12 protein-coding genes and 1 riboswitch are annotated in these 13,725 nt (G+C 65.7%); of the genes, 8 read left to right on the forward strand and 4 right to left on the reverse strand.

Annotated features, from left to right (window positions below; genetic code table 11):
• Positions 1-42 precede the first annotated feature (42 nt).
• Genes GRI42_RS05240 through GRI42_RS05255 form a run of 4 tightly spaced genes read right to left on the reverse strand, consistent with a single transcriptional unit; the run spans position 43 to position 4,452 of the window.
• Positions 43-771: an ABC transporter ATP-binding protein gene (locus GRI42_RS05240; RefSeq protein WP_160607285.1), complete on the reverse strand. Its 729-nt coding sequence runs from the start codon at positions 769-771 to the stop codon at positions 43-45.
• On the reverse strand, positions 768-1,721 hold the full coding sequence (locus GRI42_RS05245) for a FecCD family ABC transporter permease (protein ID WP_160607286.1): 954 nt from the start codon (positions 1,719-1,721) through the stop codon (positions 768-770). Before GRI42_RS05245 ends, GRI42_RS05240 begins: the two co-directional genes overlap by 4 nt.
• Positions 1,718-2,530 (reverse strand): ABC transporter substrate-binding protein, encoded by an 813-nt coding sequence (locus GRI42_RS05250; RefSeq protein WP_160607287.1) that lies wholly within the window; start codon positions 2,528-2,530, stop codon positions 1,718-1,720. The genes GRI42_RS05245 and GRI42_RS05250 overlap by 4 nt, the downstream gene beginning before the upstream one ends.
• On the reverse strand, positions 2,527-4,452 hold the full coding sequence (locus GRI42_RS05255) for a TonB-dependent receptor plug domain-containing protein (protein WP_234033851.1): 1,926 nt from the start codon (positions 4,450-4,452) through the stop codon (positions 2,527-2,529). The genes GRI42_RS05250 and GRI42_RS05255 overlap by 4 nt, the downstream gene beginning before the upstream one ends.
• A gap of 76 nt (positions 4,453-4,528) precedes the next feature.
• Positions 4,529-4,718: riboswitch (cobalamin riboswitch) on the reverse strand.
• A gap of 120 nt (positions 4,719-4,838) precedes the next feature.
• On the opposite strand from GRI42_RS05255, the gene GRI42_RS05260 reads away from it, so the two are divergent.
• The 8 genes from GRI42_RS05260 to odhB all read left to right on the forward strand — a co-directional run bounded on the left by GRI42_RS05260 (position 4,839) and on the right by odhB (position 13,723).
• Positions 4,839-5,870: a cell wall hydrolase gene (locus GRI42_RS05260; RefSeq protein ID WP_234033853.1), complete on the forward strand. Its 1,032-nt coding sequence runs from the start codon at positions 4,839-4,841 to the stop codon at positions 5,868-5,870.
• A gap of 114 nt (positions 5,871-5,984) precedes the next feature.
• Positions 5,985-6,320, forward strand: a complete 336-nt coding sequence (locus GRI42_RS05265) for a hypothetical protein (protein ID WP_160607288.1) — start codon at positions 5,985-5,987, stop codon at positions 6,318-6,320.
• A gap of 289 nt (positions 6,321-6,609) precedes the next feature.
• Positions 6,610-7,584, forward strand: a complete 975-nt coding sequence (gene mdh / locus GRI42_RS05270) for a malate dehydrogenase (RefSeq protein ID WP_160607289.1) — start codon at positions 6,610-6,612, stop codon at positions 7,582-7,584.
• A 29-nt stretch (positions 7,585-7,613) separates the two neighbouring features.
• Entirely contained in the window at positions 7,614-8,111 is a 498-nt protein-coding gene (locus tag GRI42_RS05275; protein ID WP_160607290.1) for a hypothetical protein, read from the forward strand.
• Positions 8,108-8,596, forward strand: a complete 489-nt coding sequence (locus GRI42_RS05280) for a hypothetical protein (RefSeq protein ID WP_160607291.1) — start codon at positions 8,108-8,110, stop codon at positions 8,594-8,596. The genes GRI42_RS05275 and GRI42_RS05280 overlap by 4 nt, the downstream gene beginning before the upstream one ends.
• Positions 8,597-8,627: 31 nt before the next feature.
• Positions 8,628-9,518: a succinate--CoA ligase subunit alpha gene (gene sucD, locus GRI42_RS05285; RefSeq protein ID WP_160607292.1), complete on the forward strand. Its 891-nt coding sequence runs from the start codon at positions 8,628-8,630 to the stop codon at positions 9,516-9,518.
• Between the two features lie 106 nt (positions 9,519-9,624).
• Positions 9,625-12,456 carry a 2-oxoglutarate dehydrogenase E1 component gene (locus tag GRI42_RS05290; RefSeq protein WP_160607293.1) on the forward strand — a complete coding sequence of 944 codons (2,832 nt, stop codon included), beginning with the start codon at positions 9,625-9,627 and terminating at the stop codon, positions 12,454-12,456.
• 28 nt (positions 12,457-12,484) lie between these two features.
• Complete coding sequence (odhB, locus tag GRI42_RS05295) at positions 12,485-13,723, forward strand: 2-oxoglutarate dehydrogenase complex dihydrolipoyllysine-residue succinyltransferase (protein WP_160607294.1); 1,239 nt, start codon at positions 12,485-12,487, stop codon at positions 13,721-13,723.
• The last annotated feature ends 2 nt before the right edge of the window (positions 13,724-13,725 follow it).

The raw sequence follows: 13,725 nt of genomic DNA on the forward strand, positions 1-13,725 counted from the left end.
TGAAGGTCCGGCCCCTTTTTCGTGACCTCAGCCCTTGCCGCATCAGGCGGCGACCAGTGCCCTTGCCCCGGCTTCACCGATCCATTTGACCGCCACCCGCCAGCACTGCGCGACGCGTTCGGGCGAGAGTGCTTCCTGCGGCGGGCCATCGGCAGCGATGCGGCCTTCATGCAGCACGATGACGCGGTCGGCATGGTTCATCGCATGGGCGAGGTCGTGCAGCACCAGTATGACGCCGGTGCCCCTGTCGGCCTCGGCGCGCAGGTGCCGGAGCAATTCCAGCTGGTGCGCGATATCGAGCGCGGCGAGCGGCTCGTCGGCAAGGATCCAGCGCGGCTTGCCTGCCAGTACGCGGGCCAGCAGTACACGGACCGTTTCGCCTCCCGAAAGCGACTGTGCGCGCCGATCCGCCAGTCCGGTAATATCAAGCGCATCCAGCGCTTCATCGACCGGTCCTGCCAACCGGTCGCCATGCGGCATGCGCCCCAGTTCGACCAAGCGGCGGACGGGAACATCCCACGCGATTTCATGCTCTTGTGGAAGATAGCCGAGACGCATTGCACGTTCGCGTGGCGGCAAGGTTGCGATGCTCTCGCCATCAAGCTCGACCGTTCCGCCATCCAGCGAGAGCAGCCCCGCAAGCGCTTCAAGCAAGCTGGACTTGCCCGCCCCGTTCGGCCCGCAGATCGCGGTGATCGCGCCCGATTCCAGCGTGCAATCCACACCGGCCAGCCGCCCCCCGAGCACCAGTCCCTTCGCTTCCAGCCTCACGCCAGGCCCCTCCTCATGCGCAGCAGCAGCCAGAGGAAGAAGGGTCCGCCGAGCAGGCTTAGCGCAATGCCGAGGCGCAGTTCGGTCACCAAAGGCAGGACGCGCACCACGCTATCGGCGACCAGCACCAGCAGCGCGCCTGCAAATGCACTCGGCAGGATGAGCTGGGATGGCCTGCGGTCGGTCAAGGGGCGCACGAGATGCGGCACGATCAGTCCGACGAAGCCGATGATGCCTGCCACCGCTACGCCCGCTCCCACGGTCAGCGCGATGCCGAGGATTAGGAGCCACAGCAGGCGAGCGGGTTCTACCCCGAGCGAGCGAGCTACCGGCTCTCCCAGCGTCAAGGCATCGAGCGATGCACCTGCACGCCACAACAACGCCACGCCCAGCGCGACGAGCGGCGCGGCAATCCACACCTCGCGCCAGCTGCGGTCTGTCAGCGCGCCGTTCAGCCACAGGACGATCTCGCTCATGGCAAAGGCATTGGGGGCCATCGAAATCGCGAGCGCGGTCAACGCGCCTGCAAGGCTGGCGACCATCAGGCCGGCCAGCGTGAACAGGGCGATCCCACCCGTGCGCCCGGCGATGAGCGCAAGCAGGCCCATCGCTCCGCCTGCCCCGACCAGCGCGAATACGGGCAGCAACCAAGCGCTCGCCGCATAGCCGAAGAACAGCGCCGTCACTGCGCCCAGCGCCGCGCCTGGCGCAATGCCGAACAACCCCGGATCGGCGAGCGGGTTGCGCAAATAGCCCTGCATCGCCGCCCCTGCCGCTCCCAGCCCCGCACCGACGACGACCGCCAGCACGGCGCGCGGCAGGCGCAGTTCTCCAAGGATGAGCCATGCATTGGGCGTGCTCGCCGGATCGATCCAGACGCGACCCGCCAGCAGCGACAGCGGCACTGCAAGCGTCAATAGCGCGGCAAAAATCAGGACAGCGCGGTTCACTGCGCGCCCTTGCGGATATTCGCGAGCCGTTCGGCCGCGCGGACAATAGTCGGACCGCCGCAATAGATGAGGCGCGTGTCGAAGGCTTCGCGGCGCATTTGCGGGAGGCGCGAGAGCAACGGGTGGCGCTGGCCCGTCTCGCCGCCCGCTACGAGCAGGACTTCGGGCGGATCGGCAACCACCTGCTCCAGCGAAAGGTAGTCGGCCTGCGCCATGCCGCGACTTGCCGAGTAGCTGGCAAAGCCCGTCCGGTGCAGCAGGTCGCTCACCAGCGAGCTTTCGCCCGGCACGATCCCGCCGGGCTGCCACAGGGCAGTTTCTACCGGAGCGCCCGTCGTGGCGGCAGCCTGCAAGGCCGCTTCCATCCTTACCACCAGCGCCTCGCCGGCGGCGACATTGCCCGCAAGCTCTGCCAGCTCGCGGACCTGCTCTGCGCTGTCCTCTACCGTCGATGCGGCGCCGAAGGTCGCGACTTCGAGCCCGAGGTCTTCCAGCGCGGCGCGGGTGGCGGGATCGATGAAAGTGCTGGCGACCACCAGATCGGGGTCGAGTGCCAGCACCTCCTCGACCGTTCCGCCTGTCGCGAGGTAACGGGCAGCGTCCTGCGGCTCCATCGAACTGGCGCGGGGGTCCTTGCTGTAATGCGAGATCGCCAGCAGCTGTCCGGGTGCCGTGACCTCGGCAAGGATGGCGTCGGTGCAGGGATTTAGGCTGACGATGGTCGGCCGCGCATCGCCCTGCGGCGCGCGGGCCTCTGCTCCCGCGCAGGACGCGAGAACCAGGGCCAGCGCGGGCAGGAGCGGCTTCACATCCGCGCCCTCACCCCGACGAAACCGCCGCGACCGGGCGTGTTGTAGCCCGCCACGGTGCGATAGTCGGCGTCGAAGGCGTTCTCCACCCTCCCGAAGAGCTCCAGGTGCTCGCCGATATCGAAGGCGGCGCGAAGGTCCAGCACCTCATATCCGTCCAGCCGGACCGTATTGAAGGCATTGTCGAAGCTCGCGCCCGAAATGCGCAGGTCCGCGCCCAGCCTGAGGCCGAAATCGCTCTCCCAATCGGCGAAGATGGTGCCGAAATGCTGGGGCCGGCGCGCAAGGTCGAGGCCGGTATCGCGGTCCTCGGCATCGACGAAGGCGTAGGCACCGGACAGGCGCAGCGTGCCGGTGATGTCCACGCCCGCTTCTGCCTCGATGCCTTGTGCGCGCGCACGGGCGGTGTTCTCGTAACCGGCAGGGAAGTTGAAGCCGATCAGATTGTCGCTGTCTCGGCGGAAGGCGGTCAGTGCTAGGTGAAGCCCGCTGTCGCGCCGGCCATGCTCGATACCGAGGTCAAGGCTGGTGCTTTCCTCCGGTTCGAGATCCGCATTCCCGTAGAACGACAGCAGCTGGTAGAGCGTGGGCGCCTTGAACCCTTCGCCGATGCTCGCCCGCACGCGCCAGCTATTGCCGAGGCTGTAGCTCACATCGCCGCCGAAGCTGGTCGCGCTGCCGAACTGCTCGTGATCGTCGAGCCGCGCTCCGGCATGGATCGCAAAGTCGCCCATCACCCAGCCGAGCTGTGCATAGGCGCCGGTAATCTCGGTTTCGGCACGCGGGTCGAAATTGGTTTCGAAGGCGGTCCACTCGCGCTCGCCGCCGAACGCTAGGCTGAGGCCGCCGATGAGGCGGTATTCTCCGCGCAGCTGGATCCGGTCGGACGTCCCTTCGCTGCCGAAAGTGAGCGCGCCCGTCTCGTCGAGATTGTCGCGCTTCGTCTCCGATCGGCTGAAGGCCGCGCGCAAGGTCAGGTCGTTGCCGTAATAGGCTAGGCCCAGATCGCCCCACAGGCGCTGCGTCTCCTGCGTTTCCGCCGTGTCGGCAAAGGCGTAGTCGGGCGGCGGGAAACCGTCGATGTCGAGCGTGCCTTCGCTCCAGTTCACATGACTGAACAGCGACAGGTTGTGGGTCAGGTCCACGAAAGCCGTCCCGCTGATGGCGAACTGCTCGAAACCGTCGGCTTCGCTGCCTGTGTCGGCGGTGGAAAAGCCGTCGGTGCTGAGCCACGATCCGGTGAGGCCGAGGTAGCCGAAGTCCTCGTCCACGCCTGCCGCAAGGTTCGCGGTCAGGGTGTCGCGCGCTCCATATTCGAACGTGCCGACCATGCCGGTTTCCGCGCGGGTCGAGATATCGACCACCCCGCCGATCGCCTCGCTGCCCCAGATCGTACTGTTGGAGCCGCGCAGGATGTCGAACTTCCCCGCCATGCCTGAAAGCTGGTTGCCGAAGTCGAACCCGCCGCCCGGTGCCGCCGGATCGGCCACGCGCACGCCGTCGACAAGGACCAGCAACTGGTCCGCGCTGGCCCCGCGAATGTTCACGCCGGTGAAGCCGCCGATGCCGCCATTGCGCGAGAGCGACAGGCCGGGCGTGCGCTGGAGCACGCGGGTCACGTCCGCGCCCTGCACGCTCTCGATCTCGTCACGGCCGATGACGGTCACCGCCTGGCCGGTATTCTGGACATTGGTGCCGAGCCCGTTGGCCGTCACCGTGACCAGCGGAACGCGGTAGTCGGCAATGACGATCTGCTCGGACTGCGGCGCGCCTTCGGCGGTCTGCTGCTGCCCTTGCGCGGCATCCTGCTGCGCGATGATTTCGGCCAGCGCTTCTTCGCTAGCGGATTGCGCGTGAGCGGACACCGGAATGGCGGATACGGAAAGTAAGAACAGGTATTTATGCACAATAGCTCCCATCATGAACGAACTGCCGCCCATGACGGGAGCGCGCAGGATTGCCCGCTTCCCCGCTTGCCATCGGTACACCCCGCCCGCGGCCGAACGACTGGTAGAGGCAGGTCTCCTGGCTCGCCGGATCTCCGCTTTCCCGCCGCCTTCCCACCCTTTCGAGCAGTGGCATCTGGCGGGATCGCTCCCCGGTAACAGTTGCGGGGGCAGCCGGGGGCTATGCACCCCGTTCCCTCTTAGGTCCGGTCTCCCGGACAACCCTTACCAATGGCGCGCTCATTAGACCCATCTCGCAGGTGCGGCAAGGGGACAGCCATTAACCTTTCCCCGCTATGCAAAGCTGCGATATGAAGCACTTCATGCCGGACAGAGGTGAACAAGGGTCGAGCAGGCGCGCCATGCGTGAAGCGCGCGCGGCTGCTCGTCGCGAGCTTGCCAAGCGCGCCGGTGTGCTCGCGCTGGCCGTGGCAGTGCCGACGGCCGCGGCGCAAGGAGCCTGGCCCGGCTTCGCCATCGCCATGGGCATCGACGAAAGCGCACGGTACGTAGAGCCGATGCCGTTCGAAATCGCCGGGCAAAGCTTTCCCGGGTCGGCCTTCTACTATCTCGACCAGCCGCCGCAGCCCGTGTTCGACATCGACGAACTGCGCGTGGCCGAAGGCACGCTGGATGCCGAAAAGCTGACCGAAAAATTCGGCGCGGGCGCAACGGCACGCGCCTTCATGAGTGCGGGCACCGGCATCGACAAGGCACGCGCGCTCAAATGCCTGTCGATGGCAGTCTATTACGAAGCGGCGAGCGAGAGCCAGTCAGGCCAGGAGGCCGTGGCGCAGGTCGTGCTCAACCGCGTGGCGCATCCCGCATACCCATCCAGTATCTGTGGCGTCGTGTTCCAGGGATCGGAGCGCAAGACCGGTTGCCAGTTCACCTTCACCTGTGACGGCTCGCTCAACCGCCAGCCTTCGCGGGCCGGCTGGGCACGGGCGCAGTCAGTCGCGCTGGCGGCATTGTCGGGCAACGTATTCGCCCCCATCGGCCTCGCCACGCATTACCATACGCACGCGGTGAACCCGTATTGGGCCAGCAGCCTCGACCTCATCGGATCGATCGGGGCGCATCGCTTCTACCGGTGGAAAGGCAATGCCGGGCGCGCCGCGGCCTTCACCAATGCCTATGCCGGGCGCGAACCGCTCGCCCTGCCCAACCCGCGTGAAGCTTCACCGCTTCCCGCGTCGGCAGGAGCGGGGACGACCGACCTGTTCTCGCCCTTGCCGGAAACGGGTGCACCCCAGGTCGCCGAACCTAGGGCATCGACCGAGGCGCCGCGCGGCGGCAATGCGCCGCTGCAATCGGGCGACGTGAAGCCCGAATTCCGCAACAGCGGGCGCTGGATCCGCGAACCCGGTGCAGCCAAGCCGGCTACGGAATAGCCGTTTAACCCAATCATAAGCATGCTGCGGAACCGATGCTTAGCGCGTGCGCGCTAAAGCAATCCTCAGCCGGACCGCGACGACAGATCGCGGCTTTACTGAAGGATCGTGTTGATGCCTGTTCATTTCGCCGCCGCGCGCTGCACCCTGCGTTCCCACGTAGCGCGGGTGCTGGGACCCCTGAAACCCGGCGCGGCGGCGAATGATAATGCAGGCCCGGCGGCAACGCCCTTCGTGTTCGACGAGGCCCTGCGCGAAACACTCATGCATTTCGCCCGCCACGGCCTTGCCGCTGTCAGCGAGGCGCGCAAGCTCGCCGAACGGGCGCATAACGACGGGGACGACGATGCCTTTGCGCGCTGGAACGGCATTTTCCGCACCCTCGACCAGCGCCAGGCGAGCGCGTTCGAGCGGCAGCTGATCCTCGATAACCAGCCGCTCATCGGCTGACGTTTTGCCCGAGCTGAAGTCCCGGGCTTTCCAGCGATTTAAGCACCGATTGCGCGGAACCGGCGCAGGGGGCAGCCATTGCCCTCTTGAAGCACGGCCGAAACATCTTATTGCTACTGCGAACCAGTTGCAAAGATAGTTTGCCCATGCGACCTTTTGCCGGTTGCATTCCTATCCGCCGAGGCCTAGGCCGCCCTCGAACTCCGGGCGTACGCACCGTCGCGGGACACGCGTGCGCGCCATTCGGATCGATGCAGACCGTCCCGCGCGTTTGGAAGGATTTCCCCGCATGGCCCAGAGCGCCCGTCGCAAGAAGATCGCCCTTATCGGTTCCGGCATGATCGGCGGCACCCTCGCCCATCTCGCCGCGAAGAAGGAAATGGGCGACATCGTCCTGTTCGACATCGCCGAAGGCATGCCGCAGGGCAAGGCGCTCGACCTGTCGCAGTGCGGCCCGATCGAAGGTTTCGACGCCAAGATCACCGGCACCAACGACTATGCCGATATCGCCGGTGCAGACGTGGTCATCGTGACCGCCGGCGTGCCGCGCAAGCCCGGCATGAGCCGTGACGACCTGCTCGGCATCAACCTCAAGGTGATGAAGTCGGTCGGCGAAGGCATCAAGGCCAACTGCCCCGACGCTTTCGTCATCTGCATCACCAACCCGCTCGACGCGATGGTCTGGGCGCTGCGCGAATATTCGGGCCTGCCGCACAACAAGGTCGTCGGCATGGCCGGCGTCCTCGACAGCGCGCGCTTCGCCACTTTCCTCGCCTGGGAATTCGGCGTTTCGGTCAAGGACGTGAACGCTTTCGTCCTCGGCGGCCACGGCGACACCATGGTCCCCGTCACCAGCTACACCACGATCAGCGGCATTCCGGTCAACGACCTCGCCAAGATCAAGGGCATCGACCCGGCGCGTATCGACGAAATCGTCCAGCGCACCCGTTCGGGCGGCGGCGAGATCGTCGGCCTGCTCAAGACCGGCTCGGCCTATTATGCCCCGGCCACCAGCGCGATCGCCATGGCCGAAGCCTATCTGGGCGACCAGAAGCGCATCCTGCCCTGCGCCGCCTATGTCGAAGGCAAGTACGGGCTCGACGGCCTCTATGTCGGTGTCCCGGCCGTGATCGGCGGCAACGGCATCGAGGAAGTAGTCGAAATCGAACTGTCCGAAGAAGAAGCAAGCAACCTCAAGGTCTCGACCGACGCGGTCGAGGAACTGCTCGAAGCCTGCAAGGGCATGGACGGCGCGCTCGCCTGAGCGCGCCCGTCATCCAGGGACGCACCACGATGAAGACGCTTCGCTTCCTCCCCTTCCTTGCCCTCGCCGCGGCGGCGCCCGCCGCTGCGCAGGACAAGCCTGCAACGGCTTTCCAGATCGTCGACGCGATCGAGGCCTGCAAGCAGATCACCACGCCGACGTGGCTCGACCTCGACAGCCTTTCGGACCACGGCTGGAGGCCGTACCGCAAGGCTGCCGGTCGCCGTGCGCAGGTCGTGCGCGGTGCCTATGAAAAGGTCGGGAACGAAGCGCTCATCATCATCAGCAAGGAAGAGCTGAAGACCAAAGCCTGCGTCGTGTTCGCCAAGCTGGACAACACGTCCGACTATGGCCCCACCGCGCAAGGCGTGTCGCAGATCGTCGGCATGCCCACTCGCGCCGAAGGTCCGACATATTTCTGGTCGCTGGGCGACGGCATGAACATGCGCGTTGACCCGGCTGGCGACCGTGACAAGCCGATTGCGCGGTTCGAAATCACCGCCACCGCCGAGGAAACCGCCGAGTGAGCGTGCTCCGCCCTTCGGCTTTCGCCCTGTGTGCGCTCGCATTCGCGACACCTGCGCTTGCGGGCGAGAAAACCGCAGGCGGCGACGAGTTCGCGATGGCGGCCGAAGCCTGCATCGACGGCCTCGCGCAAGGTGCGAGCCTTGCCGACAGCATGACGAAGGCCGGCTGGAAGGAAATGGGCAAGAACCCGTTCGGTACGCGCTACAAGCATGACGGCACCAGCCTTGCCATCGTGACGTCGGACATGATGGGTTCGCCGACTTGCGTGGTCGACGGCTATTCCAAGCAGGGCGAGCGCGACGGGCTCGACGAGACGATCGAGGCACGCCTTGCCGCGAAATTCGCAGACCAGCTGACCGTCAACCGCAGCGGGTCGGGAGCAGGCTTCGTGGTCGGGGACGTCATCGCCATCCTGTCCTTCGAAAACCGCAGCGGCGGGCTCAGCACCCGCATCACCGCCATGTCCATGGCCGACGAACAGTAACGCCCGAATTCAAGACGCAAGAGAGAGACTTATGAGCATCCTCGTCGACAAGAATACCAAGGTCATCACCCAGGGTATGACCGGTGACACCGGCACCTTCCACACGCAGCAGGCACTGGATTACGGCACCCAGATGGTCGCGGGCGTTACCCCCGGCAAGGGCGGCACCTCGCACATCGGCCTGCCGAACTTCAACACCGTGCGCGAAGCCAAGGCCGAAACCGGCGCGACCGCATCGTGCATCTACGTGCCGCCGCCGTTCGCGGCCGACGCCATCCTCGAAGCGATCGATGCCGAGATGGAACTGATCGTCGCGATCACCGAAGGCATTCCGGTGCTCGACATGGTCAAGGTCAAGGCCGCCCTGCGTGGGTCCAACAGCCGCCTGATCGGCCCGAACTGCCCCGGCGTGCTGACGCCCGGCGAATGCAAGATCGGCATCATGCCCGGTTCGATCTTCCAGAAGGGCAGCGTCGGCGTGGTCTCGCGCTCGGGCACGCTGACCTACGAAGCCGTCCACCAGACCACCATGGTCGGCCTCGGCCAGACCACTGCGGTCGGCATCGGCGGCGACCCGGTCAACGGCACCAACTTTATCGACGTGCTCGACCTCTTCCTCGACGACGACGACACCAAGTCGATCATCATGATCGGCGAAATCGGCGGCAGCGCGGAAGAAGAAGCGGCCGAGTTCATCAAGCAGGAAGCCGCCAAGGGCCGCAAGAAGCCGATGGTCGGCTTCATCGCGGGCCGCACGGCGCCTCCGGGCCGCCGCATGGGCCATGCAGGCGCGATCGTCTCGGGCGGCCAGGGCGGCGCCGAAGACAAGATCGCCGCAATGGAAGCGGCGGGCATCCGCGTGTCGCCCTCGCCCAGCGAGCTTGGCACCACGCTGGATGCGATGCTGAAGGAACTCGCCTGATCCACGGCACGGCGCGGCAAGGTTTTCTCCTCCCCGGGAGCCTTCCGCACCGCCGAGGCATTGGCGTTTAGGAGCCGGCACAAGATCCGGCGCGAAAGGTAGCCCGATGGGTAACGAAAGCCACGATTTCCTCCCCGAACTGGGGGACCAGGAAGCCCCGCAGCCGGGCCCCAGCTGGGGCAATCCGCGCTGGATGGCAGAGGTCGTCGACAGCGGCGCGGACCTGACCGCCGCGCTCGACCCGACGCAGATGCGCCTCGCCGTTGCGCAGGCCGCCGAGAAGGCCGGCAAGGCGAACGATCCCAAAGCGATCGCGCAGGCCGCCGACGACAGCATCCGCGCGATGCTGCTGGTCCGCCTTTACCGCGTGCGCGGCCATTTGGCGGCCAACCTCGACCCCCTCGGCCTCACCCACCGCGAAGTGCCGGAAGACCTGACGCTGGAATGGCACGGCTTTGCCGGCCAGGAAGACAAGGAAGTCTACGTCGGCGGCGTGTTCGGCTTCGAATGGGTCACCGTTCGCGACCTCTACAACGCCCTGCGCGCAACCTATTGCGGCAAGGTGGGCCTCGAATACATGCACATCTCGGACACGGAGGAACGCCGCTTCCTCCAAGACAAGTTCGAGCAGCCGGAAGACACGATCCAGTTCACCGAGGAAGGCAAGCGCGCCATCCTCGCGGCGGTGATCCGCGGCGAGGAATACGAGAAGTTCCTTGGCAAGAAATACGTCGGCACCAAGCGCTTCGGCCTCGACGGCGGCGAATCCATGATCCCGGCGCTGGAAGCGGTGATCAAGTATGGCGGCCAGCTCGGCGTGCGCGAGATCATCTACGGCATGGCCCACCGCGGCCGCCTGAACGTCCTCGCGAATGTGATGGGCAAGCCTTACAAGGTCATCTTCCACGAATTCTCTGGCGGCAGCGCCAACCCCGACGATGTCGGCGGTTCGGGCGACGTGAAGTACCATCTCGGCACCAGCACCGACCGCGAATTCGACGGCATCGACGTGCACATGAGCCTTGTGCCCAACCCCTCGCACCTCGAGGCGGTGAACCCGGTTGTGCTCGGCAAGACCCGCGCGCAGCAGGCAATCCGCGACGACCTCAAGAAGCACGAACAGGTCCTGCCGGTCCTCCTCCACGGCGACGCGGCTTTCGCGGGCCAGGGTATCGTGTGGGAGTGCCTCGGCTTTTCGGGCGTGCGCGGCTACAACACCGGCGGCTGCCTGCACTTCGTCATCAACAACCAGATCGGCTTTACCACCAGCCCGCAGTTCGCGCGCTCCAGCCCCTATCCCTCCGACGTGGCGAAGGGTGTCCAGGCGCCGATCCTGCACGTCAATGGCGACGATCCGGAAGCGGTGACCTTCGCCTGCAAGCTGGCCATCGAATACCGCCAGGTCTTCGGCCGCGACATCGTGATCGACATGTGGTGCTATCGCCGCTTTGGCCACAACGAGGGCGACGAACCGAAATTCACCCAGCCGCTGATGTATGACGCCATCCGCCAGCATCCGCGAGTGAGCGAGATCTACGCTGCGCGCCTCGAGGAAGAGGGCGTGATCGCGAAGGGCTATGCCGACGAGCTGCGCAAGGAGTTCGACGCCCACCTCGAAGAGGAATTCGCCGCCGCCAAGGACTACAAGCCCAACGAGGCGGACTGGTTCGGTGGCCGCTGGGCCGGCATGAACAAGCCTGCCGATCCCGAAAACGCGCGCCGCAACGTCGAGACCGCGATCGAGAAGAAGCTTTTCGACAGCCTCGGCCGCACGCTGACCACCGTCCCCGAGGATGTGACTATCCACAAGACGCTGGAGCGCGTGCTCAAGGCCAAGAAGGACATGTTCGACAGCGGCACCGGCTTCGACTGGGCCACCGCCGAGGCATTGGCCTTCGGCAGCCTCGTCACCGAAGGCTTCGGCGTGCGCCTGTCCGGCCAGGATTCGGGCCGCGGCACCTTCAGCCAGCGCCACGCCGTCTGGGTCGACCAGAAGACCGAGCGCAAGTACATCCCTCTCACCACCCTGCCCCACGGCAAGTTCGAGGTCTACGACAGCCCGCTGTCCGAATACGGCGTGCTCGGCTTCGAATACGGTTTCGCCATGGCGGACCCGAAGAGCCTGGTCATGTGGGAAGCGCAGTTCGGCGATTTCGCCAATGGTGCGCAGATCATGATCGACCAGTTCATCGCTGCGGGCGAAGTGAAGTGGCTGCGCGCTAACGGCCTCGTCCTGCTGCTGCCTCACGGCTACGAGGGACAGGGCCCCGAACACAGCTCGGCGCGTCTCGAACGCTTTCTGCAGCTGTGCGCGAACGACAACATCCAGGTCTGCAACATCACCGACCCGGCGAATTACTTCCACGTGCTTCGCCGCCAGATGCTGCGCCCGTTCCGCAAGCCGCTCGTCATCATGACGCCCAAGTCGCTGCTGCGCCACCCGATGGCCAAGAGCGAGGCGGAAGGGTTCCTCGGCGATACGCATTTCATGCGCATCAAGTCGGACCTGAAGACCATTGCTGACGACAAGGTGAAGCGCCTCGTCCTGTGTTCGGGCAAGGTCGCCTACGACCTGATGCAACGCCGCGACGAAGCCGGTCTCGAAGACGTCTCCATCGTCCGGATCGAGCAGCTCTATCCCTTCCCCGGCGACCCGCTTGCGGTCCGCCTGGAGCGGATGAAGAACCTCGAGACGATCGTCTGGTGCCAGGAAGAACCGAAGAACAACGGTGCTTGGTTCTTCGTCGACCGTCTCATCGAAGAAGCGGCCGACAAGGCCGGCAAGAAGGGCATGCGCCCCTGCTATGCCGGCCGCGAAGTCGGCGCGTCGCCCGCCACCGGGTTCGCCAGCCGTCACCAGGTCCAGCAGGAAGCGCTGGTCAATATCGCACTCGGCCTGAACGGCGACACCTCCGCCGCTTCTACAACCTGCTCCTGATCGAGGCCCTAGAAGGAAAAATCTGACCATGGCCACCGAAGTCAAAGTCCCCACGCTCGGCGAGAGCGTTACCGAAGCCTCCATCGGCGAATTGCTGAAGAACGTCGGCGATGCCGTCGCGGTCGACGAGCCGATCGTCAGCCTTGAAACCGACAAGGTCGCGGTCGAGGCCCCCTCGCCCGTCGCCGGCGTCATCAAGGAATTCAAGGTCGCAGTCGGCGACACTGTCGAAGTCGGCGCTGTACTCGCCATCATCGACGAAGGCGGCACTGCCGCTGCCGCGCCTGCTGCAGAGCCCAAGGCCGCCGCGCCCGATGCCGGCGTCGAGAAGACTGCCCCGGCACAGGCCAAGGAAGCGCTCGGCTCCGACGCATCGCAGACCCTGTCGCCCGCCGTGCGCCGCGCGGTGCTGGAACACGGTGTCGATCCCTCCACCATCAAGGGCACCGGCAAGGACGGCCGCTTGACGAAAGAAGACGTGATCGCAGCCGCCCAGGCCAAGACCAGCAGCCCCGCACCGGCCCAGGCCGCCTCGGCACCTACACCTGCTGCTGCCGCCACCGGCGAACGCCGCGAGGAACGGGTCAAGATGACCCGCATGCGCCAGACCATCGCCAAGCGTCTCAAGAGCGCACAGGACACGGCCGCGCTGCTGACGACCTTCAACGACGTCGACATGTCCGCCGTCATCGAATCGCGCGAGCGTTACAAGGACCTCTTCGCCAAGAAGCACGACATCAAGCTCGGCTTCATGAGCTACTTCGCCAAGGCCGCCTGCCTTGCGCTGAAGGACATCCCGGGCGTCAACGCGCAGATCGACGGCGATGAAATCGTCTATCACGATTACGTCGACATCTCGGTCGCGGTCTCGGCTCCCAATGGCCTCGTGGTCCCCGTCGTGCGCGATGCGGACAGCAAGAGCTTCGCCCAGATCGAGAAGGACATCGCCGACTTCGGCAAGCGCGCCAAGGAAGGCACGCTGACCATGGAAGACATGAAGGATGGTACCTTCACCATCTCCAACGGCGGCGTGTTCGGCGGCCTGATGTCGACCCCGATCATCAACCCCCCGCAGAGCGCCGTTCTCGGCCTCCACCGCATCGAGGACCGTCCGGTCGTACGCAACGGCGAGATCGTCATCCGCCCGATGATGTATATCGCCCTGTCCTACGATCACCGCCTGATCGACGGCCGCGAGGCGGTCACCGCACTGAAAATCATCAAGGAAGCGATCGAAGATCCGACCCGGATGCTGATCGACCTCTGAGG

The sequence above is a fragment of the Qipengyuania gaetbuli genome (assembly GCF_009827315.1).
Taxonomy (GTDB): Bacteria; Pseudomonadota; Alphaproteobacteria; order Sphingomonadales; family Sphingomonadaceae; genus Qipengyuania; species Qipengyuania gaetbuli.

What these genes read in the sequence shown, in the direction of transcription:
- GRI42_RS05260 (WP_234033853.1), top strand. Translation starts at nt 4,839, where the DNA reads ATGCGTGAAGCGCGCGCGGCTGCTCGTCGCGAGCTTGCCAAGCGCGCC.
- GRI42_RS05255 (WP_234033851.1), bottom strand. Translation starts at nt 4,452, where the DNA reads ATGATGGGAGCTATTGTGCATAAATACCTGTTCTTACTTTCCGTATCC.
- sucD (WP_160607292.1), top strand. Translation starts at nt 8,628, where the DNA reads ATGAGCATCCTCGTCGACAAGAATACCAAGGTCATCACCCAGGGTATG.
- mdh (WP_160607289.1), top strand. Translation starts at nt 6,610, where the DNA reads ATGGCCCAGAGCGCCCGTCGCAAGAAGATCGCCCTTATCGGTTCCGGC.
- GRI42_RS05290 (WP_160607293.1), top strand. Translation starts at nt 9,625, where the DNA reads ATGGGTAACGAAAGCCACGATTTCCTCCCCGAACTGGGGGACCAGGAA.
- GRI42_RS05265 (WP_160607288.1), top strand. Translation starts at nt 5,985, where the DNA reads ATGCCTGTTCATTTCGCCGCCGCGCGCTGCACCCTGCGTTCCCACGTA.
- GRI42_RS05275 (WP_160607290.1), top strand. Translation starts at nt 7,614, where the DNA reads ATGAAGACGCTTCGCTTCCTCCCCTTCCTTGCCCTCGCCGCGGCGGCG.
- odhB (WP_160607294.1), top strand. Translation starts at nt 12,485, where the DNA reads ATGGCCACCGAAGTCAAAGTCCCCACGCTCGGCGAGAGCGTTACCGAA.